Origin of the sequence: Bacteroides sp. 14(A) (assembly GCF_000526555.1) — a bacterium.
Taxonomy (GTDB): domain Bacteria; phylum Bacteroidota; class Bacteroidia; order Bacteroidales; family Bacteroidaceae; genus Bacteroides; species Bacteroides cellulosilyticus.
Genome location: NZ_JAGH01000001.1, coordinates 759853 through 784876, shown reverse-complemented (window position 1 = coordinate 784876; position 25024 = coordinate 759853). Strand labels below are relative to the sequence as shown.

15 protein-coding genes are annotated in these 25024 nt (G+C 42.4%); 10 read left to right on the top strand and 5 right to left on the bottom strand.

The window, feature by feature from the left end:
• Positions 1 to 10: 10 nt before the first annotated feature.
• Genes K429_RS0102740 through K429_RS0102730 form a run of 3 tightly spaced genes read left to right on the top strand, consistent with a single transcriptional unit; the run spans position 11 to position 2357 of the window.
• Positions 11 to 1240: an S-adenosylmethionine:tRNA ribosyltransferase-isomerase gene (locus K429_RS0102740; protein WP_025725968.1), complete on the top strand. Its 1230-nt coding sequence runs from the start codon at positions 11 to 13 to the stop codon at positions 1238 to 1240.
• A gap of 29 nt (positions 1241 to 1269) precedes the next feature.
• Positions 1270 to 1848, top strand: coding sequence for an ORF6N domain-containing protein (locus K429_RS0102735; RefSeq protein ID WP_007210176.1), 579 nt, complete (start codon positions 1270 to 1272; stop codon positions 1846 to 1848).
• 2 nt (positions 1849 to 1850) lie between these two features.
• Positions 1851 to 2357: an NUDIX domain-containing protein gene (locus K429_RS0102730; protein WP_022208224.1), complete on the top strand. Its 507-nt coding sequence runs from the start codon at positions 1851 to 1853 to the stop codon at positions 2355 to 2357.
• 124 nt (positions 2358 to 2481) lie between these two features.
• Here K429_RS0102730 and glmM read toward each other — a convergent pair whose 3' ends face one another.
• From glmM to K429_RS0102705, 5 genes are all read right to left on the bottom strand, one after another.
• Positions 2482 to 3870, bottom strand: a complete 1389-nt coding sequence (gene glmM / locus K429_RS0102725; protein ID WP_007210173.1) for a phosphoglucosamine mutase — start codon at positions 3868 to 3870, stop codon at positions 2482 to 2484.
• Between the two features lie 37 nt (positions 3871 to 3907).
• Positions 3908 to 4510, bottom strand: coding sequence for a DUF4827 domain-containing protein (locus tag K429_RS0102720; protein WP_007218860.1), 603 nt, complete (start codon positions 4508 to 4510; stop codon positions 3908 to 3910).
• A 103-nt stretch (positions 4511 to 4613) separates the two neighbouring features.
• Positions 4614 to 5651 carry a bifunctional oligoribonuclease/PAP phosphatase NrnA gene (locus K429_RS0102715; protein WP_007218859.1) on the bottom strand — a complete coding sequence of 346 codons (1038 nt, stop codon included), beginning with the start codon at positions 5649 to 5651 and terminating at the stop codon, positions 4614 to 4616.
• Between the two features lie 137 nt (positions 5652 to 5788).
• Positions 5789 to 6958: a heparin lyase I family protein gene (locus K429_RS0102710; RefSeq protein WP_025725967.1), complete on the bottom strand. Its 1170-nt coding sequence runs from the start codon at positions 6956 to 6958 to the stop codon at positions 5789 to 5791.
• A gap of 100 nt (positions 6959 to 7058) precedes the next feature.
• Positions 7059 to 9020 (bottom strand): sulfatase, encoded by a 1962-nt coding sequence (locus K429_RS0102705; RefSeq protein ID WP_025725966.1) that lies wholly within the window; start codon positions 9018 to 9020, stop codon positions 7059 to 7061.
• A gap of 248 nt (positions 9021 to 9268) precedes the next feature.
• Here K429_RS0102705 and K429_RS0102700 point away from each other — a divergent pair, with 248 nt between their 5' ends.
• The 7 genes from K429_RS0102700 (at position 9269) to hepC (ending at position 25013) form a co-directional block, all read left to right on the top strand.
• Positions 9269 to 11167 carry a hypothetical protein gene (locus K429_RS0102700; protein WP_025725965.1) on the top strand — a complete coding sequence of 633 codons (1899 nt, stop codon included), beginning with the start codon at positions 9269 to 9271 and terminating at the stop codon, positions 11165 to 11167.
• 37 nt (positions 11168 to 11204) lie between these two features.
• Positions 11205 to 15239 carry a two-component regulator propeller domain-containing protein gene (locus tag K429_RS0102695; RefSeq protein WP_025725964.1) on the top strand — a complete coding sequence of 1345 codons (4035 nt, stop codon included), beginning with the start codon at positions 11205 to 11207 and terminating at the stop codon, positions 15237 to 15239.
• Between the two features lie 3 nt (positions 15240 to 15242).
• On the top strand, positions 15243 to 16409 hold the full coding sequence (locus K429_RS0102690; protein WP_007210165.1) for an aldose epimerase family protein: 1167 nt from the start codon (positions 15243 to 15245) through the stop codon (positions 16407 to 16409).
• 322 nt (positions 16410 to 16731) lie between these two features.
• Complete coding sequence (locus tag K429_RS0102685; protein WP_025725963.1) at positions 16732 to 19929, top strand: TonB-dependent receptor; 3198 nt, start codon at positions 16732 to 16734, stop codon at positions 19927 to 19929.
• Positions 19930 to 19951: 22 nt separating this feature from the next.
• Positions 19952 to 21622: a RagB/SusD family nutrient uptake outer membrane protein gene (locus K429_RS0102680; protein ID WP_025725962.1), complete on the top strand. Its 1671-nt coding sequence runs from the start codon at positions 19952 to 19954 to the stop codon at positions 21620 to 21622.
• 87 nt (positions 21623 to 21709) lie between these two features.
• Positions 21710 to 22999, top strand: coding sequence for a DUF4995 domain-containing protein (locus K429_RS0102675; protein ID WP_025725961.1), 1290 nt, complete (start codon positions 21710 to 21712; stop codon positions 22997 to 22999).
• A 16-nt stretch (positions 23000 to 23015) separates the two neighbouring features.
• On the top strand, positions 23016 to 25013 hold the full coding sequence (gene hepC / locus K429_RS0102670; protein ID WP_025725960.1) for a heparin-sulfate lyase HepC: 1998 nt from the start codon (positions 23016 to 23018) through the stop codon (positions 25011 to 25013).
• Positions 25014 to 25024: the final 11 nt, after the last annotated feature.

The following is a 25024-nucleotide window of genomic DNA, read 5'->3' as shown; positions in this document are numbered from 1 at the left end:
GAAGTTTATCATGAAAGAAGATCCAAAACATATCCGTATCAGTGAATTTAACTATCCGTTACCGGATGAACGTATCGCAAAATTCCCTCTACCAGTGCGCGATCAGTCCAAACTCCTGGTCTACCGCCATGGTGAAGTATCCGAAGACCGCTTTACTTCACTTCCATCCTATCTCCCGACGGGAAGTCTGATGATATTCAATAATACAAAAGTGATACAGGCACGCCTGCACTTCCGTAAAGAAACCGGCGCTCTCATTGAAGTCTTTTGTCTGGAACCGATTGAGCCGAACGATTATGTGCTTAATTTCCAGCAAACCGAACATGCCGCCTGGCTTTGTATGATCGGTAATCTGAAGAAATGGAAAGAAGGTACGCTGAAACGGGAAATGACTGTAAAAGAGCAACCGATTACTTTGACTGCTACCCGTGGTGAATGCCACGGCACCAGCCATTGGGTAGATTTCCGTTGGGATAATCCGGAGATAACTTTTGCTGATATCCTTGAAGTATTCGGTGAACTTCCCATTCCGCCTTATCTGAATCGGGATACACAAGAAAGTGATAAGGAAACTTATCAGACTGTCTATTCTAAAATAAAAGGTTCAGTAGCCGCTCCGACCGCCGGGTTGCACTTTACTCCCCGTGTATTGAACGCATTAAAAGAAAAAGGAGTAGATTTGGAGGAATTGACATTGCACGTAGGCGCTGGAACTTTCAAACCTGTAAAGAGCGCAGAAATCGAAGGACATGAGATGCATACCGAATATATATCTGTTTCTCGCGGGACAATTGAAAATCTGATTGCCCACAACGGAAAAGCAATTGCCGTAGGTACTACCTCCGTACGAACACTGGAAAGTCTCTATCATATCGGTGTCACCCTTCTGAAAAATCCGAATGCAACAGAAGAAGAACTTCATGTTCATCAATGGCAGCCTTATGAGACAGCTGAAGAGACTGCAAGTATCACATCTGTAAAAGCGTTGCAGGCCATTCTCGATTACTTGAACCGCCATGATATGGAAGCGTTGCACACCAGTACGCAAATTATTATTGCACCGGGCTACGACTACAAGATTGTAAATACCATGGTCACTAATTTCCATCAACCACAAAGCACCTTACTATTACTCGTCTCCGCCTTTGTAAAAGGCAATTGGCGAAACATATATGACTTTGCATTAAACCATGATTTCCGTTTTCTAAGTTATGGGGATTCTTCATTATTAATACCGTAACCTGTATATACAAATTAAAATACCTAATCATGAACGACGAACTAATATTAATTGAAAATAAGATATACGAAGTGCGTGGCACAAAAGTCATGTTGGACTTTGACTTAGCAGAACTCTATGGAATAGAAACAAGAACATTAAAACAGGCAGTAAGACGAAATATTGAAAGATTTCCTGAGGATTTTATGTTTATGCTCACCAAAGAAGAAGCTAACAATCTGATACACATAGGGGTATCACAAAATGTGATATCCCCTGAATATAATGTTGGCTCTACAAACATATTTGCTTTTACAGAAAATGGTGTATCAATGCTTTCATCTGTTCTGCGTAGCCCGCTTGCCATTCAAATCAATATCAATATAATGCGAACATTTACGCGGATGCGCCAACTTGTTTTCGCATGCAAAGAAAGCAGTCTTTCCGTAAAGGATGAATTAGAACAAATAAAAGTACAACTATCCGAGATAGCCGAAGATTTGGACAGTAACGAACAAGATCATGAAAGCCTTTTCAATGCCATTGCAGAAATATCTCTCAAACTACAACTTAACCAATCCAATCCCGGACGTGTTACCGTGAAAGGATTCACCAAAAATGATTTATGATAATGAATAGCGATAATAACCAGGAAATGTTTCCTCTTGTCGATGAACAGGGAAATATTACAGGCGCCGCTACCCGTGGCGAATGTCACAATGGCAGCAAACTATTGCATCCGGTAATTCACCTTCATGTTTTCAATTCCAAAGGTGAATTGTATATGCAGAAACGTCCCGAATGGAAAGATATCCAACCGGGGAAGTGGGATACATCCGTAGGAGGACATGTGGATTTGGGCGAAAGCGTAGAGATGGCTCTGAAGCGCGAAGTGCGCGAAGAACTGGGCATCACGGACTTTACGCCTGAAACGGTTACGCATTATGTATTCGAGTCCGCACGCGAAAAAGAACTCGTCTTTGTGCACAAGACCATATACGATGGTGAGATACTCCCCAGTGATGAGCTGGATGGCGGACGTTTCTGGACGATAGAAGAAATTAAAGAGAATTTAGGCAAAGGGATATTCACTCCAAACTTTGAAGGGGAGATTGACAAAGTACTCTCATTAAAATAAAAAGACCGCCCTTGCGGAAACGGATGATGTGCCCGGGGTAAACAGACCATCTGTTCCTGAAACACAAATGGGAGACCAAAGCCTCCCATTTGTTGAATATTTATAAATCTGCTCTTGACAGCTTTTACTTCGCCAGATCTTCAATTACCTTCATAATCTTCTGCCCGATTTCTTCTGCTTCTTCCGGTGTGGAAGCTTCGCTATACACGCGAATAATCGGTTCGGTGTTACTCTTGCGCAAGTGTACCCACTTATCAGCAAAATCTATTTTCACTCCATCGATGTCATTGATTTCTTCATCCTTATAAAGCTCTTTCACCTTAGCCAGAATAGCATCCACATCCGTTTCAGGAGTCAGGTCTACACGGTTCTTTGCCATGAAGTAAGACGGGTAAGTTGCACGAAGTTCACTCACTTTCTTACCCTCATGTGCCAGATGGCTCAGGAACAAAGCAATACCCACCAATGCATCGCGACCGTAATGACTTTCCGGATAAATAACTCCACCATTGCCTTCACCACCGATTACAGCGCCTACTTCCTTCATTTTAGTGGTTACGTTCACTTCGCCCACAGCAGAAGCAAAGTATTCCTTACCATACTTACGGGTTACATCGCGCAACGCACGTGTAGAACTCAAGTTAGAAACCGTATTGCCCGGAGTATGCTTCAACACATAGTCAGCCACACTTACCAGCGTATATTCTTCACCATACATCTTTCCATCTTCGCAAATCATTGCCAGACGGTCCACGTCAGGGTCAACAACAAAAGCCACATCCGCTTTACCACCCTTCATCAGGTTCATTATGTCACCCAGGTTCTTTTCAAGCGGTTCAGGATTGTGTTGGAAGTCACCTGTCGGCTCACAGTAGAGCTTCTCTATATGCTGCACACCCAGTTGTTTCAACAATTCCGGCAGAATAATACCACCCACCGAGTTTACACAGTCAATAGCCACGCGGAAATTCGCTTTTCTGATAGCTTCTACATCTACCAGGTTGAGCGCCAGCACACTATCTATATGTTTTTGATTATAAGTCAGATCCTTGCGATACGAGCCCAGATGGTCTACATCAGCAAATTCAAATTCTTCTGCCTCAGCAATACGAAGTACTTCATTGCCTTCGGCTGCATTCAGAAATTCGCCACGTTCATTCAGCAATTTCAGAGCGTTCCATTGTTTGGGGTTGTGCGATGCTGTCAGGATAATACCGCCACTGGCACCTTCCATGGTTACAGCCAATTCAGTAGTCGGAGTGGAAGCCAAATCAATGTCGATTACATCCCAGCCCATACCCATCAGAGTACCTACTACTACATTCTTCACCATTTCACCCGAAATACGGGCGTCGCGTCCTACTACAATTTTGTTGCTTTTTACCGTGCACGTTTTGCGAATAAGTGTGGCATACGCTGATGTGAATTTCACAATGTCAAGCGGATTCAAGCCCACACCCGCTCCTCCGCCAATGGTTCCGCGGATTCCAGAGATAGATTTGATTAGAGTCATTAGGTTAATGATTTAAAGATTGTTGGTTATACTATAATTATTTATAGATTTGATATTTCTGAATATAGTAATAATAAGGGTATACAGATTGCATAGCCGAGCTATGTCCCATTTTAGAAGGAACAATCAGTTTAACGCATGCGCCATCACGCACATACGCCAACGGCACCAACCAACCGGCAGGCACAGAAGTTCCATAATAAGAGAGCATAAATCCTTGTGTAAACTGACCGGCAATAGAAGAACTTGTTACTCTATAGTTAAATTCATCGACTACTTCTGCATAATCCAGATTGGACACAGTTACCACTTTATCCATAAGGCTATATTCTGAGAAGCGAACCAGAATCTGATCATTCGCCTTTACCGTATCAGCCAAATTAGTGGAACCCTTATTTATGATCTGCATATATACACCACTGGCAAGCTGTACATATTCATTCTTGTTCACATCCGTAGTCGAGTCGTTTCTGTAAAATTCAGTCTGAGATATAACAGTGATACTACTGTCCCGTATAAATGCCTTTATAGCATCTTTTTCGTCCTCCAGCATTTCTGCATAAGTCTTGGTATTATCACAAGCCTGGAAAGCCAATCCACATGCCAGCAAGGACAAAAAGAATAATGTAAGTTTCTTCATTATCTGTTATTTAGTAATTCCGTACAAAAGTATTCGATTTCGTTGAAAGTTGAAAGCTCTACGAGGAAACTTCGTATCTTTTAACCTTTGTGCCCCTCTTTTTTTATCCTTTCGCATTCAGTAAAGGCTTAAACTTCTCTAAAGCACGCTCCAAAACTTTCTTTGCTTCATCCATTGTACCATAGAATTCACCACCGGAAGCATTCAAGTGTCCACCTCCATTGAAGAATTCGGCAGCCAATTGATTACAGGGAAATGTGCCTACCGAACGCAACGAAACTTTAATCATTGGCTTCTCCGTATCTTCACGTAAGAAACAGGAAAATACCACATCCTTTATACTCAGGGGAATATTTACAAATCCTTCACTGTCACCCCGGATATAATCAAAGCGTCCCTGTTCGTTTCTGGTCAACGAAATCAAGGCTGCATGATAATCAGGATACACCTTCATTTGCGAAAGCACATATCCCATCAACCGCAAACGACTCTCAGAGTAAGTATTATAGACTTTCCTGTAAATATCATCTTTATCGATGCCCTTGGAAAGCAACTCGCTGATGATAAAATAGATTTCCCGGTTATTGGAATTATAGGTAAAGCCACCCGTATCGGTCATCATACCGGTATAAATACACTCTGCTCCCGCTTTGGTAATTTCATTGAAATAACCCATACGGCATATCAGACGGAACACCAGTTCGGAAGTGGAAGATATATTCGGATGTGAAATTGTAATATCACAAAATTCTTCGGGATACAGATGATGGTCTATCAATATTTTTTTCCCTTTTGCAGCCTTTACGGCATCTGCCATTGCATCAATACGACTCAAAGCGTTGAAATCCAGACAACAGATTATTTCGGCCTCAGATATCAGCTTATCGGCAAATTCTTTGTAGTGATCGTAAAGTAACACATCTTTGCTGCCCGGCATCCATCTCAGAAAATCGGGGAAGGCATTCGGCACAATGACATTTACCGTTTTATCTTGTGAATTCAGGAAGTGCCACAATCCCAATGAAGAGCCTATGGCATCGCCATCCGGCGCTACATGGGCTACAATTACTATTCTCTCCGCATGCCCCATCCACCTGGCAAAACGGTCTATCTTAGCTTGTTCGATTACTTTAGTCAACATACGCTTAATCTATGATTTACAAACAGACGGCTGGAGTGCCCCCATTCATCTATAACAATTTGAAGCGACAAAAGTACGAAAAAGTTCGAGAGTTGAGGGAAAGTAGTGCAGGTTTTATTTAGTCCTTGCCCACAGCCTTATTTCCCGGAGCTTTTTTCATGCTCTTCATAACCGGCAAGATTGTATAGAACAGGGATAGTACTGTTTCCAACACGATAGATACCGAATTTAAAGTAATAACCTTCTTCGTCATTGCGTCCTATTAATATCTCTTCCTTATTTACAATATGCTTCTTAACTTCTTTTCCAGCCTGCTGATAGGACATAATCACATCCAGAAGACCGGGCTTCAGAATGGTTTCTTTCTCTTTCCCGTACAGAGTCCAGTCAATATCCACCCGGAAGGTTATCCAACAATCTTTCGGAAAGGAATCAAACGGCATTTTGTAAGCTATTGTCGAAGCTTTATAAGTGGAGGTTACGGGCTTCATAATCTCTGCCTTGTCCGGGTTTACATTACAACGGTCGGTTTTATCGGTCAGCCATTTGCGGTCCGAGTTAGCTTTAATATAGAAATAACCTTGTGAAAAGCCGAAAGCAAGAGGTGGATAGCCACCTTGCTCAATCAGCCAGCCATTAGGTTTTCCGGCTTTATAGATTGTATCTCCTTTGGAATTGATTTTAGTTATTTTGTCATGGGCTATATTCTTCTTGAAAATCATCCTCTTTTCCAACTCAAGGAATTCTTCAACGCTAAGTCTCATCACTTTACCGTCAGGGTCGGAAACAAGTGTACGACTCGGCATACCATGCCATTGTGCAAAGATGGTAGACACTTCCTTATCCAAAGTCCGCGGAATGTAAACAGAGAATGTATAACTCATGGATGAGCCTTGCGGACAACTTCCTTTACCGTAATGGTATACAGTCTTCATTTTCTGCGCATTAAGGTATTCAGTTGCCGGATAGTTACGGAAATCATTGGCAACAGCATAACAATAACACAATTCGGCACGACCTTTGGTTTCTCCCTGGGCATAGCCTTCCAAAGTATTGTCTTCCTGTTTCAGCTCGAAGCGATAAGAAGGTTTGCCTTGGAAAGGACGGGAATAATCCAACTGAATGGTATGGGGTTTATTTGTACCGACGGCCACCCAACACCCATTAATAATCTGATTTGTACGGGCTGAATCAGCCTGCACATTTACGCGTTCTTTCAGGGGTGTTAAGTTATCTGACTGTGCACGGACCGGACTTACTGTTACCAAAGACCAAAGACAAAGGGGGATTAATACTGCGGTTCTCATTCTTTAATTGATATTTAATAATGTATACGAATCAAGAGTTAGATGGAGCTTATTTGAAGGAGTTATCAGCCTGCAAGCAGACTGATAACTCCTTCAACTCCTAATTAGGTAGAGGTACCATTGCCCTGCGGCCATAGTTTAATTTCAAACCTTTCTTGTAGGCTTCGGGGCCATGCAGATCTTTAATATCCATTTCACCCAGGTTTACAAGGATACCACGCGCCATAAGTCCGGCATCTTCATTTTCAAGACGCGGTAAATTTTCAGCGGCTTCTTTCAGTTCAGACAAAAACGGACGGATATAGTCGCGCATTTCAGGGTCTAAAGATAAACATTCCAAAGAGGAGTAACCTATTTTCCTGTCCTTTTCTTGAGCCGGAGTAATAAGGCGGGCAATACCTTCCTGTGCTTTACCCAGATAAACAACCGCATAAGCTGCCTCGGAAGCTATATAAGGATTCTCGTCTTGCAAGAGTGCCAATAATGCTTGCGGACAAGTATTAATTTGATTCTCTCTGGCAAGATTTGCATATCCTACTACCCCCCAGAATCTCATCTCCGGCAGAGGGCTGGCAATAGCTTTCTCCAACATGGGAAGAGAAGCTACAGTTGCCGTTCCCGCAATTTCGACAAGCCCATAAAGCTCATCCAAGGGATATTTCTCTTTGCGTACTTTCTCATAAAGTATATGTCCGGTACGTGAATTTGGGAGGAAAAAGCCCAAATCATGGGTAGTACGAATGTGGTCGGATAATGCTTGACGCATTTTATATAAGGTTTCCGCATACTCAGGAATAGCGGATAAATCATGCAATTCATCCGGATCTTTTTCAAGGTCAAACAGCATTTCCGCCGGATGAGGCTCAAAAGTCTGCTTCCAGTCCGGATTGGTATTGTGACCTCCCAGCACCAGTTTGTCCCAAGCTTTATTGGATGGCATTCCCCATTGATAATAATTACGCAGAGCAAACTGACGGTAAGGAATATAACTACGGATATACTTGAAGCGACCATCCGTAACAGCGCGTACCGGCATGAAATGATGCAGTTGGTTGGCTGCCAATGCAAACTGTACTTCACGCTTTTCTTTACTGGCGAACTTGCCGTAAAGCGCCTTTCCTTGCATGTTCTTGGGAGGCTTTACACCTGCTAAACTAAGTACAGTAGGTCCCAGATCGGTGAAGTTCACCAAACCATTTTCTTTACCTTTTGCTCCATTTGCCAGGTGCCGCCATTTAGGAGGAAAGTAGGCTATCATAGGAACTTTCAGTCCGCTTTCGTACAGATAACCTTTACCACGCGCCACGCAACCGCCATGGTCACTGAAAAAGAAAATGATGGTATTGTCTTCCAATCCTCTAGTTTCTAAATCTTTCAGGAAGATTCCCAACCAAGTATCCACATCCTGTACCGCTTCCAGATGACCTGCATAATCCGACCGCACTTCCGGCAAATCGGGCACATAGGAAGGTAAAGTAAGTTGTTGTGGGAAAATACCCTCTTGAGTATAATCCCTGCGTCCATCAGTGTGGAAAGTACGGATACGTCCCATGTGTGAAGTTACTGTGTTATATACAGCGAAGAAAGGCTGATCCTTTCCACGTTTGGTACTATTGTAAGAAGCTTTATTGTTACATTCGTCCCAACAGCTTTTGTTATCTGTAGTAGAGTTATAATGTGTTTTGCTATTGTTTGTGCAGTAATACCCGGCTTCACGCAATCTTTGAGGAAAGAATATATCAGCCGGAGTATCATAAGAAACCGGGTGTATATCCATTCCGTAAGTTGATGAATAACATCCGGTGATAAGAGATGAACGAGCTGCCGAACTTTGTGGTGCCACAGACCATGCATTCATAAATTGTATGCCACGAGCTGCCAAACTATCTGCATTGGGCGTATGTACATCGCCATTGCCATAGCAACCAAATTCATAAGCACTGGTATCTTCGAAGGTTAGCCAAAGGATATTGGGCCTTTCGTTTTTTTTGTCAGCTGCCTCGGTTTGCGAGGAATATAAACCACAAAAAGCAGTACACATAAATAAAGGTAAGTGTCTCATAAAATAGTATGTATTAAGGATAATAAATTCTTGAGGCTAAAGTAGGGCGTTTATGAATAACAAGCGTTTTCTTATGTCGAAAAGAGTGCTAATATTGTTTCAATAAGCTATATTTCGACAATATTAGCAGTGATTCAACAAAATTACGGTTAGTCATAGACGAATGTGAATAAGATATTATATAAAAGAGGTGAAAAGACTGGAGGCGAAACTTTACTTTTGAAATAATAATCTAATCAAAAAAAAACATGAGAAGCTTAATCTTAGTACTATTACTGTTAAATGCATTATTCTTATCTGCCCAAGAGGCTACCAACAACAATCTGTCATTCGATAATTCTTTACGCACTGAATCAGAAAAGTTATTAACGGAGTGGATGGACACATTCCTGACTTATCAATGCGACAATTTACATCCGTCTCTCAATGGTGGTGTGCTGTGCCCTGCCTGTGCCCGCATGCATGGGCGCATCGGAGATGCCGTACTCCCCTTAATGTATCTGGCTGATAAAACACACAAAGAGAAATACCTTCTTGCTGCCAAACGCCTGATGGCCTGGATGGAAAACGTGCATCTTCCCAATGGCTCGTGGATGAACGATGTACATGTCTCCGACTGGAACGGTACAACAGTCTTCGCTTCCATAGCTCTTTATGAAGCATTACATTACCATGGGCATTTATTAGACGATTCTACCCGGAACCATTGGAAACAAAGACTGATAGAAGCTGGTGAGTTCATGCTGGCAACTCCTTTTATATACAGCCGCAAACGGGAAGGTATGCGGAATATGAATGTGAACTATTCAGCCTCAGCCACCTATGCATTGTATGCCATTGGAGAGATGTGCAACCGGCCTGATTTTCAAAAAGAAGCCCGTCAGATAGCTGCCGATCTAAAAAACTTTTTCACTGAAAACGATACTTTTCTATATGGTGAAGGTCCCAATATAAGTTCAAAGACAAAAAACGGCTGTCTTCCGGTAGACCTGCTTTATAATGTAGAAGAATCCTTGCCGAATATGGTATATTACGCCCTTATGGCAAAGGACACTGATTTACTGACTCTCGTTGACCGTTCAATGGCTACTCACCTGGAGTTTATGTTACCCGATGGTGCCTGGGACAATAGTTGGGGAACCCGTAGTTTTAAATGGACTTATTGGGGCGGACGCACCAGTGATGGTTTTATGGGAGGCTATTATGCAATGGCTGCCCAACACCCGGAATATTTAGAAGCAATCCATCGTAATATACAATTACTGAAAAAGGCTACTTCCGAAGGTCTGCTTTATGGTGGCATGCATTATCGGGTTTCCGGGATTTCCCCATGCATTCACCATACATTCGGTCACGCCAAGGCAATCACTTCTTTTTTAGAACTTCCTCCCTTGAATATCACTTCTTCCCAAGAACTTCCGCGTGATAAAACCTATGGTCTGAAATATTTCAAGGATATCCATACCTGGCTTATCTCTCAAGGCCCCTGGCGTGCTACATTCACCGGATATGATGCAGAATATAAAATTAAAGGTACTCATCCGATGGGAGGCGCACTCGCTATGCTATGGCATACAGAGGCAGGACCTGTTTTTGCCGCTACAATGAACCAATACCAGTTGATTGAAGCGCCTAATATGCAGAGTAATAACCGTAAGTATATCATGGGAGGTACGCCACGGATCGAGTTTATGCAAAATGGGACCATATATAGCAATTTGGATGACCTGAATACAGATATCATCTGTGATACAGAAAAGAACGGCTATCGGTTTACCGTGAATACTCATTTGGTCGATATAAATCAAAACGCACCTGTCCAAGGAGAGATTCCTGTCACAATTTACTATACCTACACCCGGCAAGGTCTTGAAATAAACGTAGACAACTGCTATGACGCTACATATCTGATGCTACCAGTCATCGCATCACCCGCAGAAGAGGTAAAAGTAACTCCCCAAAAAGCATCTATAAACAAGGATGGAGGCACTTTATCCATCACCTGTACAGCCGGACATATAGAAGTAGCGCCAACCGATAAAGATGGACGAATATTCAATCCGGTTCCTGGATTTTCTTTTGTACCTTTGCGAATAATTCCTAATAGTTCGGAAAAGAAAATTCGTATAAATATTCTTTTTCGCTAATCTATTTTGTTAATTTGTCTCGTAATAGGATACGACTATGAAAATAATACAAACTTTGTTAGTACTTTTAGGAGGGTTATTTCCATTTATGCTGAATGCCGGAACAACGGAGGATATTTACTTCTCTCACATCGGTATGGAAGATGGATTATCACACAGTACCATATTCGCAATTAATCAGGATAAAGAAGGAAATTTATGGTTTGCCACGTACGACGGTGTGAATAAGTACGATGGTTACAATTTCACTGTATACCGCCATGAATATACAAACCCCAATAGTATTGCCAGTGACATAACCCGGTGCATAGCCATCGATGATTCGGATCAGATATGGGTGGGTACCCGTGAAGGCCTATCCTTTTATAATCGTCGTAAAAACTCGTTCTCCAATTACTACTATAAGAAGAATGGCATCAATGTCCCCATCAACAGCATTGCTCCCATTAAAGAGAACTGGCTGATGCTGGGTACGGCAGAAGGTATTTTACTTTTCGATATCAAGAAAGAATGCTTCTTAAACGATACTTTACCTTCCCTGCATTTGTTGAAACCAACCGTTTTAGTACGCCAGGGCGAATACATTTATATAGGTGCCGAAGATGGAGTATATACTTACACATTATCGGGAGGTAAATTGGAAAGATTAGTAAGTATGCCCGCAGGGATACGCATACATGCCATTTTGTGTCAGATGTTCAGCCGGATATGGATGGCAACCGAAGGGGATGGACTATTTATGTACGATGCCAAAACCAAGGAGTTGAAAAACTATCGTTATGAAAGTGAGCAGTCCGGTTTAAATTCCAATTATGTACGCTCATTGGAGCTGGATACGGAAAATCGTTTATGGGTAGGGACTTATAGCGGACTGAATATCTATAAAGAAGCTACCGACAATTTCTCTTCTATAAAAAGTTCCGAGATACAGGAAGGAAGTCTGTCACAAAATTCTGTCAGAAGTATTTTTAAAGATTCTCAAGGCGGCATGTGGTTAGGAACTTATTGGGGCGGGTTGAACTATTACCATCCTCTTTGTAATCGCTTCCAGCGTATCAAGCATGTTCCTTTTCTGAATTCACTTAGTAATAATGTGGTCAGTTGTATTGTAGAAGACAGTGAACATAACCTGTGGATTGGAACAAGTGATGGCGGATTGAACTTCTATGATTCCACCTCAAAATTATACAAGAACTACCTGTTTAAATCAGGATCATTGGATGTACCTTTCAAGGATATTAAAACAGTGTATGTAGACGAGGAACATGATAAAGTATATGTGGGAGCCCATGCCGGAGGCATGATGGCCCTCCAACGCAAATCGGGACGGGTAGAATACTTCAATCGCCAGAACAGTAACTTACCCAGTAATAATATCTATTCTATCATCTCCGATGAGAACGGAGGATTATGGGTTGCTTCACTGGAACATCTCCTGCATTTCGATATAGACAAGCGCAATTTTACAATTGTAGACAAAGATCAGAATGGGCGTAAATTACAACAATATAACCGTTTGTTGTTTCGCGATTCCAGGAGACGTATATGGGTAGGAGGTGAAATGGGGGTATCTGTTTATAATCAGATAGGAACAGATTTCCTGGCCAATACAGATTTCCATATAGACCCGATACTACAACAGGCATTTGTGAATTGCTTTTATGAATCTACATCGGGATATATCTGGATCGGGACACGTAGCGGACTTTTCGCTATGAAAGAAGGAAGTAAGGAGCTATTGCAGTATACCACGACAGATGGTTTGCCGAGTAATGTTATTTATGGCATCATGGAAGATGCTTACGCTCGTTTGTGGATAAGTACCAATCAAGGTTTGAGTTGCCTGAATCCGGAAAATGGAAAGTTCCGTAACTTTACTATATTGGACGGTTTACAGGGAAATCAGTTTAATGCCGGATCTTATTGTCGTCAAGATAACGGTTACATGTTGTTCGGAGGTGTCAACGGCATTACATTATTCCGTCCGGAAACACTGATTGACAATCCTTATACTCCTAAACCGGTAATCAACAAGCTGTTTGTTTACAATAAGGAAGTCCTTCCCAACGACGAAACGGGAATATTGAGTGAAACGATTGAATATGCAGATCATATCACCTTATCCTCTTCTCAGAATTCATTCGCCATATCTTTTGTAGTGTCCAACTATATCGCCGGCAAACACAACACTTTTGCTTATAAACTGGAAGGGTATAATGACGAGTGGTACAGACAGAATGATACCAGTCCGGTTTCGTACTCTAATTTGCCGGCAGGTGACTATACTTTTTATATAAAAGCAGCGAACAATGACGGTAAATGGAATGAGGAACCGACTGTACTTCATATTCGCGTCCTGCCTGTTTGGTACTGTACCTGGTGGGCGCTTTCATTGTTTGCTCTGTCTTTCATGCTAGTGGTATTTGGCATTGTCCGCTATTTCTGGTTGCGTAAAAGTATGCAGGCTGAAATTCTTATGGAAAGACTGGACAAGGAGAAACAGGAAGAAATCAGCCAGATGAAAATCCGTTTTTACGTTAATATATCACACGAATTACGTACTCCGCTCACCCTGATTGTAGCACCACTGCAAGAATTGCTAAGTCGCATATCCGGACATTGGGAACATGAACAGTTACTGTATATACAAAGAAATACCAACCGCTTGCTGCATCTCGTCAATCAGTTAATGGATTACCGACGGGCAGAGTTGGGAATCTTTGAACTAAGACTGGTAAGTGCCAATGCCTACAAAAGAGTTTTGAATAGCTTCATGAACTATGAAAGTTTGTCGAAGAAAAAAGATATAGACTATAATTTCTATACGGAATTGCAGGATAAAGAACTGTTATTCGATGAAAACTATCTGGATCTTATTGTTAACAACTTACTGTCGAACGCTTTTAAATATACCGAAGAAGGTGAAAGTATTACGGTAAAACTGTATCAGGAAGCAAGTGATCTTGTACTGCAAGTTACAGATACAGGTATCGGTATTCCCAAAGAAAAACAGGAGAAGATTTTTGAGCGGTTCTATCAAGTGGAAAGCGGACGTGAAGGAAGCGGTATCGGTCTTTCCCTGGTACAACGGCTGGTTGAATTGCACCATGGAAGAATTGAGTTGGAGAGTGAACCCGGAAAAGGTTCTACTTTCTCCATTTACCTTCCGCAAGATAAATCTGTATATAGCCGTGAAGAACTGCTTGGAGGGGAAGAGAACGCAGACAATCAACGGGTATACTCTACGAATGCGCACGACGTATATATCGGTGATGAAGAAGAAGCCGATACAGAAAGCGAAGAAAATGAGAATACAAATAAACGAGGAACACTCCTTGTGGTGGAAGACAATAAAGAATTAAGGCAATATCTGGTCAATGGATTGTCCGGCTTATTCAATATGCTGGAAGCTGAAAATGGGCAAAAGGCATTAGACATTCTGAAAGAGAAGGAAGTTGACCTGATTGTAACGGATGTCATGATGCCCGTAATGGATGGTGCCAAATTATGTAAGTTGGTAAAACAAAACTTACGCACCTGTCATATTCCAATATATATGCTGTCTGCCAAAGCAGATATTAAATATCAATTGGAAGGTTTACAGGTAGGAGCAGATGATTACATAGCCAAACCTTTCTCGATGGCAATATTGAAAGCAAAGATTATGAACATGCTGCGTACACGCCACCGCATCTTCGAACACTATTCCAATACCACCGAAATAGAACCGGAGAAACTTACCAATAACACGATGGATGAAGAACTGCTCAGAAAAGCGATTGCAGTGATTGAAAGAAACATGGACAATGTAGAATTTTCTACAGAGCAATTTGCGCGTGAGATGAATATGAGCCGTTCTAATCTACATCTGAAATTAAAAGCAATAACAGGAAAGTCAGCTATCGACTTTATCCACAAGATACGCTTTAACCGCGCATGTCAGCTTTTGCAGGAAGGAAAATACAATGTTTCAGAAATCAGTTTTATGGTAGGCTACAATACTCCTTCTTATTTTGCAGCACGCTTCAAGAAGTATATAGGTTGTCTGCCTACCGAATATGGAAAGAAATAAGATATGAGAAAATATAAGATGTGGACACTACTCATTGTTCTGTCCTTGTTAGCAGCATGTAAACAACCCCAATCATTAACCCCTTCTGTCAGTGAAGTCGCACAAATTAAGGCAAATGGTACATCCATCCGGCTTTTCTGTTTGACAAACAGGAATGGAATGACAATCAAAGTCACCAACTTTGCCGCCTCGCTAACGTCCGTTTCCGTACCCGACAAAAAGGGGAACTTCGAACAAGTAGTACTGGGCTTCGATAGTTTAGAAAGTTACTTGGGAAAGCATCCTAAATTTGGTGCCACTGTAGGCAGATTTGCCAATAGAATCAAGCATGGCGAGTTTTGCCTGGATAACCAGATCTTTCAACTTGAAAAGAACAGTAAAGGAAATTCTGTTCATGGCGGAAGCCGGGGATTCAATACTCAAGTATTCGAAACGGATACCTTTTATGTAGTGAAAGACACGGCAATAGTTGTCTTTTCTTATAAAAGCGCTCACCTTGAAGGAGGATTTCCCGGCAACCTGAATCTGTCAATCGCTTATAAACTGACTGATCGCAATGAAGTAATCCTGGATTATACGGCAACCACGGATCAGCCTACTGTTGTAAATTTCACCAATCACAGCTACTTCAATCTGACCGGCTGTAAAGAGCCTGTACTGAACCATCTTTATACATTGCATGCGGACTCAATTACCCCGGTAGATTCAACAGGAGTCCCTACCGGAGAGCTGAAGGCAGTTACAGGAACGGAGTATGACTTCAGAACTCCACGAACAGCCGAAAAACAAATCCGACGGATGATGGGAAAAACTTATGATATCAATTATAAACTAAATAAACACCCGGATTCTTTGGAATTAGTAGCTACAGTCACCGAACCTGTATCTGGAAGAATACTAAAAGCATACACCACTGAACCCGGGATGCAATTTTATATTCCAAGTTCCAACATGGATTATCTGAATGGGCATGGCAATAGAAAGTACGGTAAATACTATGGATTCTGCCTCGAAATGCAGCATTTCCCAGACTCCCCCAATAAGCCCCAATTTCCTTCTACAGTATTGCGACCTGGCGAAATCTACCGACAGACAACAATCTATAAATTTGAAAATTCACCAGCAACGAAATGCCACCTCCGTATCAAGTCAGTACCTCCTCCGTACTGAGTCCGTATCTATGAGTATGGAGATACTACGGAGATGGTACGGAGATACTACGGAGGAGGTACGGACATGATACGGAGATACCTCAATGGTCTTTCAGCAATCAATCCTGCATATTATTTCTTTATTGAATAAAGGCGCCCCCCTTCCATAGGGCTCTGTGGCGCACATTTTACACAAAAACATTCTAAGGTGAACAATATTAGCATGCAAAAAGCATAAAATTGGGAGTATCAAAAACAATACTTTCTCACTTTTTTTTGCGCTTGCAGTAAGTTTGCCGTCACAAAATGATCTCTAAAGTTAAACCTTAGATTTATTTATTATGTTCAAATTAAAAGAATCTATTTTATTGTTTTCCCTCGCTTTCGTCAGTACGATTGCATACGCGCAAAGTCTGACAGTTACTGGTAAGGTAGTCGATAGCGAAGGTTATGAAGTTATTGGAGGTAGCGTTATTATTAAGGGTGCTGCCGGTATTGGAACTGTTACTGACATAGATGGTCACTATTCGCTGAAAGTGAATGATGCATCTAAAGATGTATTAGTTTTTTCGTATGTGGGAATGACTCCCCAGGAAGTGAAAGTCAACAATCAGAGTGTTATTAATGTAACGTTGCAGGCAGATGCCGTACTGCTGGACGAAGTTGTAGCCATCGGTTATGCAACTGTAAAACGTAAGGACCTGACCGGTTCTGTTGCTTCGGTTAATAGCAAAGAACTTTCGAAAGTTCCTACCAGTGATATCACACAAGCCCTTGCCGGCCGCATGGCAGGTGTGCAGGTTATGCAGAGTGAAGGTGCTCCCGGAGCTTCCATTTCTGTTCGGGTTCGTGGTGGTATTTCCATTACTCAAAGTAACGAACCTTTGTATATCATCGACGGTTTCCCCAGCGAAGACGGTATGTCTACCCTTGACCCGGCGGAAATTGAAACAATCGACATCCTGAAAGATGCTTCTGCTACAGCTATCTACGGTGCCCGTGGTGCTAATGGTGTAGTCGTTATTACTACCAAGAGCGGTGGTAAAGACGGAAAAGCGACTGTTACATTTGACAGTTATGTAGGTTTCAAGAAAATAGCCAAGAAGCTGGATGTACTTTCTACTTATGAATTTACGATGTTGGATTATGAACGTCGCGTTTACGACGCTACCACTCCGGACGACTGGGAGAAAGACATCAAAAAGTTCACCGAAATCTACGGCAACTACAGTGACCTTGAAAAAAACTATGGCAATCGTAAAGGGCTGGACTGGCAAGATGAAACATTGGGACGCACGGCAATTACACAAAACTATCGTGTAGGCGTTTCCGGTGGTACTGATAAATTAAATTATAACCTGGCATATTCTTATTATGACGAAGAGGGTGCCATGGTATATAGCGGCAACAACAAGCACAACATTTCATTCAACATGAATCATAAAGTGAATGACCGCTTGGACATCACCGCCCGTATCAGCTACGACCAAATGAAAATTACCGGTATGGGTACTTCTGAAGGAGGCGACCGTTTCAATAAGATGCAGCACATTTTGCAGTACCGCCCCACAGTAGGTATCAACGGAACTGATGACCTGTTATTGGGAGATGAAGACCCTATTTTCCTGGATGATTCGGGTAACGTAATGCAGAATCCCTTACTTTCTGCGGCAGAAGAGACGAATGATCGTGAATATCGTACATTCCAGGCTAACGGTGGCTTTACTTTGAAACTTTTCAAAGGTCTCTCTTTCCGTAATACCACAGGTATGCGTTACCAGACACGACGCAATGATGTTTTCTACGGAGACAAGTCAATCACAGCAAAACGTTCAAGCATCAATGGTAGTATTCAAAATCTGGAGACCGGTAGCTTCCAGACTTCAAACGTATTGAACTATAACTGGTCGGGTAAAGGTCATGACGTGACTGCCATGGTAGGTCAGGAATATGTAGACCGTTGGAACCGTAATTTCAAAGCAGCAGCATCTAACTTCCCGAATGACGATATAGGTTTGGCTGACCTCTCACTGGGTCTTCCGACAGCAGTTCAATCTGCCGAAAACTATGATGATAAATTGCTCTCTTTCTTCGCCCGTTTCAACTACGGCTTCAAAGATAAATACTTGTTTACCGCTTCGGTTCGTGCCGATGGTTCTTCCAAATTCGGTAAGAATAACAAATGGGGCTATTTCCCTGCATTTTCAGCAGCTTGGCGCCTGGGAGAAGAAGAGTTTATCAAGAACTTGAATATCTTCTCTGACTTAAAAGTTCGTTTGGGCTATGGTATGGCGGGTAACAACCGTATCGACAGTTACCTTAGTCTGGCTGTATTGGGATCTGTTACTTATCCCAATGGAGACTCCACCCAGCCCGGTTATGTTTCCAAGCAGATTCCTAACCCTGACTTGAAGTGGGAAGCTAACAAAACCTTCAACTTCGGTCTTGACTTCGGTTTCTTCAATCAGCGTTTAACCATTTCTCCTGAATTTTACATAAACCGCAGTAGCAATTTGTTGCTAAACGCCAAACTGCCTACTTCATCCGGTTACAACAGCATGGTTATCAATGCCGGTGAAACAGAAAACAAAGGTATTGACTTAACCATCAACTCAACCAATATCACGAATAAGAATTTTACCTGGAACACATCCATCACTCTGTCACACAATAAGAATTCTGTAAAGAAACTGACGGGAGAAGATGTGCAGTTATGGGAGGCTAACTTCGGTTACAGCCAGAATACGCACATTATCGGTGTGAACCAACCTTTGGGACAGATGTACGGATACGTAACAGATGGTCTGTACCAAGTATCTGACTTTGATTACGATGCAGCAACTAAAACTTACACACTGAAAGACGGTGTTCCGTATGCAGGTGAAAAAGGTAATGTAAAACCGGGTATGTGGAAGTTTAAGAATATAGATGGTAGCAAAGACAATAAAATTACAGAAGCTGACAAAACAGTCATTGGTAACGCTTATCCGAAAATTTACGGTGGTATCAATAACACTTTCACTTACAAAGATTTCGATTTGAGTATATTCCTTACCTATAGCATCGGTAACGATGTATTCAATGCAACCAAACTGACCAATACCAAAACTGCTTTGCAGAACAAAAACGTTTTGGCAGTAGCTGACTCTAAGCACCGTTGGGTATTGGTTAATAAGGCAGGTGACTTGATTACAGATCCCCAGGAGATGGCAGACATCAACAAGGGCAAGACTGTAGCCGCCATTTATGATAACGAAGCAGGTGATACTTACATTCACTCTTGGGCTGTAGAAGACGGTTCTTTCCTGAAACTGAGTAACATTACTTTAGGTTACACATTCCCGAAGAAGATGATCAGAAAAGTCGGATTGAGCAAATTACGTCTTTATGCCACAGGCTCTAACCTGCTGACCTGGACCAAATATTCCGGCTTCGATCCTGAAGTTTCTACTATGGGAAATGGTCTGACACCGGGCGTTGACTTTGGTGCTTATCCCAGAAGCCGCGCATTTGTTTTCGGTATTAATTTAGCTTTCTAATGAACTTCAAATGGAGAATACAATGAAAAAATATAAAGTGATTGCGCTAAGCGCACTGATTGCAGCAGGATTCACCTCTTGCGACCTGACAGAAAAACCTACTTCTTACTACGAGAAGGACACTTATTTTGAAACTATGGACCAGGCAAAAATGTCAGTAGTAGGTATTTACGATTGTCTGGCTATAGACAAGCATTACGGACAATATGAAATGGCGATGCCTGCTTCGGACGATACCTATTATATTCAAGGAACAGGTACGGATAACACACGTCGTGATATTGCCCACTACATGGTGAAACCGACCAATACTTGGATTGCATCCATATGGGAATACAAATACCTGGGTATTGACCGCGCTAATTTTTCCATTGCCGGTATTGAGCAGATGACAGGTTACGAAGAAGATTCCAATTTAAAGGAGTTAGTGGCTCAGGCACGTTTCCTCCGCGCATTTCTGGCTTTCGATTTAATTAAATACTGGGGAGATGTTCCGTTCAAAACCACTTATACTGCCGGATATGAAGAAGCTTTCAAAGGTCGTGTAAGTCGTGAAGAAATCTATGACCAGATTATAGTTGACCTGAATTTCGCTAAAGAGAACCTGCAAAAAGACAATGCTTCACTTTCACCGGAAGTTCCTTCACAAGGTGCTGCCCATGCATTGCTGATGCGTGTTTATCTGCAACGTGCCGGGTACAGCTTGCAGCAAGACGGTACATTGACCCGCCCGGACGAAACTAAAAGAAAAGAATACTTTAACGCTGTAATTGCCGAATGGACCGCCTTCCAGAACAAAGGCAACCATGGTTTTTATACAGGTGGTTTTGAACAGTTATTCAGAGGTTATTCAGAAGGCATCTTGAATTCCCAAGAGAGTTTGTGGGAAATTGCTTTCAATCCTACAGGAGCCGGCTACAAGGACAATGCAGGTACTTGGGCTACTTATAACGGACCAGCGGTAGAGGCACCGGGCAAAAATGCTCCTGCTGATGCATGGGGACGTGCCAATGCTTTCTTCCGTGTACTGCCGGCCTGGAAAAACTTCTTTGAAGAAGGCGATGAACGCAGAGATGTAATGGTATGTACCTATCAGTACAAATGGAATGCAAATGCCGGCAAACATGATAAGGTTGAAAACACAAAACTGACTGACTGGTATCCCGGCAAATGGCGCAGAGAGTGGATGCCCGGAGGTTTTGTAGATCCCAACAACACAGGAGTGAACTATTGTCCGCTTCGCTTCGCCGACGTTGTATTGATGGCAGCCGAAGCTTATAATGAAACAGGCAACACCCCGGAAGCCTGGAAACTGCTGAATATGGTACGTGAACGCGCAAAAGCTACTCCGATAACCGATGCCAACTACAGCAGCCTGATGAAAGCTCCACAAGTTTATGATCTCCCATATATTCAGGATGGAGACGCTGCCGGCAAGTTCCGCACAGCTCTTTATTGGGAACGTGGTTTCGAGTTAGCTTTCGAAGGTCAGCGCAAATATGACCTGTTGCGTTGGGGTATCTTGGGCGACGCACTGAAGTTCTTCCAAGGGAATATGGACAAAACACTGAAAGGCAAGTATGTAGCCGGTGATAAATTCGTCAAAGGCCAGCATGAACTTTTCCCGATACCACTGGGAGAATTACAGGCTAATCCGGCTTTGAATAACCAGAATAATCCGGGTTACGAATAAATCCGGGAAATATAAAATTGGCAATTGTGATGGAGAGAGAATCTGTTTCATACTCTCTCCATCTGCTTTACTTATAAAATGTATTGTATGAAAAGATTTTTATTATTTTGTTGTGCGGTTGCTACATTACAAGGTTTCTCCAGCTGTTCATCCAGTCAGCCTAATACAGAGTATGGCTGGTTGAAAAATGCAATAGACACCTCTGTACAGCAATTGGAAGAAACAGTGGCCGATGTAGGTGATTCAGTCTTATTACCCCGTTCCATCTGGACGGGATATGATATGGATTTTCTCTGTCGGCAATTGCAAAGAGATCCTGCAACCTTTAAGGATTCTTTGCGGATTAAGCCAGTGAAGGATGCCATAGGAACCCGTCGCTATTGCTCTTCCATCTATGATTGGACAAGTGGTTTTTTCCCCGGAAACTTGTGGTATGCGTATCAACTAACCGGTATTGAAGGTTTAAAGAACGATGCCGTGAAATTCACGAATTATTTGTATCCCGTAAAAGACTATAAAGGCACACACGACATCGGATTTATGATGAATTGCAGTTATGGTAATGCATATCGCTTGGCTCCCGCCGACAGCGTTCGTCAGGCATTGGTGCAAACAGCTGATAACTTATGCAGCCGTTTTGATCCGACCATAGGTTCTATTCGTTCCTGGGATTTCGGGAAGTGGAATTTCCCTGTAATCATTGATAACATGATGAACCTGGACCTGCTGTTTTACGTAAGCCATCTTACCAATGATTCCAAGTATAAGGAAATCGCATTGAAACATGCCGAGACAACATTGAAGAATCATTTCAGAACAGATCATTCATCCTATCATGTAGTCAGTTACAATAATGATGGCAGCGTAGAAATGAAATGTACCCATCAGGGAAAAAATGACGATTCGTCATGGGCACGCGGACAAGCCTGGGGAGTATATGGATATACCTCTTGCTACCGTGAATCCAAAGATACAGCCTTCTTGCAGCAAGCCAAAGATATTGCAACGTTGATTATGACTCGCGTAAAGACTGAAGATGCGATACCCTTGTGGGATTATGATGCACCGGATAGCCCGGAAACACCCCGTGATGCATCTGCCGCCTCTGTTACAGCTTCTGCTTTGATAGAACTCAGCACGTTGGTAGAAGACGGACAAGTATATTTTGATTATGCAGAAAAGCTACTAAAATCTCTTTCTTCCGATGCTTATTTGGCAAAGGTTGGTACGAATCAGGGATTTATCCTGATGCACTCTACAGGTTCGTTGCCCAATGGCTCCGAAATTGATACTCCTATCAATTATGCCGATTATTATTACCTGGAAGCATTGGCCCGGTATATGCAGGTAAAAGGACTCGATTATAAATCGCTTTAAACGAAATTAATATACCATGAAAATAGCAAAGTATTTTTTATGTCTGGCTCTTTTGCTGGTCGCCATAAGTGCGGAAGCGCAACAATTGCGGAAGGAAGCTTTTGATTTACTGAACCTGGATTATCCGGGTTTGGAGAAAGTAAAGGCCGCATGCGCCCAACAACAATGGGATAAAGCGGCTCAGGCTTTATTGGACTATTACCGCCAACGCACCGGCATAGGACATCCTGATATTAATCTGAAGAATATCAAGATATCAAAGGAAGAACAAAAATGGGCGGATGATGCCCTGGAACATACATTTTTTGTGCACAAAGGATATCAGCCTTCCTATAATTACGGTAAAGACATCAACTGGCAATATTGGCCGGTACAGGACAATGAGTTGCGCTGGCAGTTGCATCGCCATAAATGGTTCACCCCGATGGGAAAAGCATATAGAATCTCAGGGGATGAGAAATATGCCAAAGAATGGGCATACCAATATATGGACTGGATTAAGAAGAATCCTCTGACAACCGTAGAGAAAGAAGAATACGAACTTGTTAGTGCAGGTGAAGTAAAAGGAAATGCTGAGAATGTACGCTTTGCATGGCGTCCGCTGGAAGTGAGTAACCGTTTGCAGGATCAGACACTGCAATTTCTACTGTTTATTCCCTCACAGGCTTTTACTCCGGAGTTCCTGACCGAGTTCCTCATTAATTACCATCGGCATGCCTTACACATTCTGGGCAATTACTCCGATCAAGGCAACCATCTGTTGTTCGAAGCACAGCGTATGGTGTATGCAGGCGCATTTTTCCCTGAATTTAAAGAGGCAACCGGATGGAGAGAGAGTGGGATAAGCATTTTGAACCGTGAAATAAAAAAACAGGTTTACCCGGACGGCGGTCAATATGAACTGGACCCGCACTATCATTTGGCGGCAATCAATATCTTCTGCAAGGCCCTGCGTATGGCAGACGTCAATGGTTTCCGTCAGGAATTTCCTGCCGAATACGTGAATACTGTGAAAAATATGATTGAGTTCTACTCTAATATCTGTTTCCCGGATTACAGTAATCCTTGTTTCAGTGATGCGAAACTGGGAGACCGCCCGGCAGAAGTCCGCAATTATCAAGACTGGCTCAAACTGTTTCCGGATTGCGACTGGATTCGTTATTATGCTACTGAAGGTCGTGAAGGTTCCCCCCTACCCAACCTTTCTCACGGAGCCCTGACTTCCGGTTTCTTTACTTTCAGAAATGGCTGGAAACAAGATGCTACTGTAATGGTGGTAAAGGCCGGTCCCAAAGGTGAGTGGCACTGTCAACCGGATAACGGAACTTTTGAGCTTTGGTTCAATGGTCGGAATCTCTTTCCGGATAGCGGTTCATACGTCTATGCCGGTGATGATGAAGTGATGAAACTTCGCAACTGGTTCCGCCGGACAAGTTCACATAATACCCTGACACTGGATGAGAAAAACTTGCAGACCACACAATCCGTTACTAAACTTTGGCAACCCGAAGGTAATGAACAAATCCTGGTGACAGAGAATCCTCATTATGAGGGTTTGAAGCACAGACGTTCTGTCTTCTTTGTAGACCAATCTTATTTTGTCATTGTCGATGAGGCTGTGGGAGATGCAAAAGGAACAGTGAATCTGAACTATCATTTATGTGAAGGTACTGTAAATGTGGATGGAAAGAACCATATTCTGACCACCGCTTATGACGGGCCAAGCAATATGAAGCTACAATGCTTTGCCGAAAAGAAAGCTTCGATAAGAGAAAAAGAAGGATGGCGTTCAACTGCTTATCGCGTACGTGTACCCCGCACTTCGGTTTCTTTTGATGTGGACAAAAAGGATTCGGAAGCTGTACGCTACATAACCATTATCTATCCTTCGAAAAATACCGCTTCTTTTCCTGCATTCAAGGCTAAATTCCTGAATAAGAAGTTTGATGAGAATGGAGTGAAGATAGAAATATCTGTTGATGGAAAGAAACGTCAATTGGAGTATAAACTATAAGAAGACTTTTA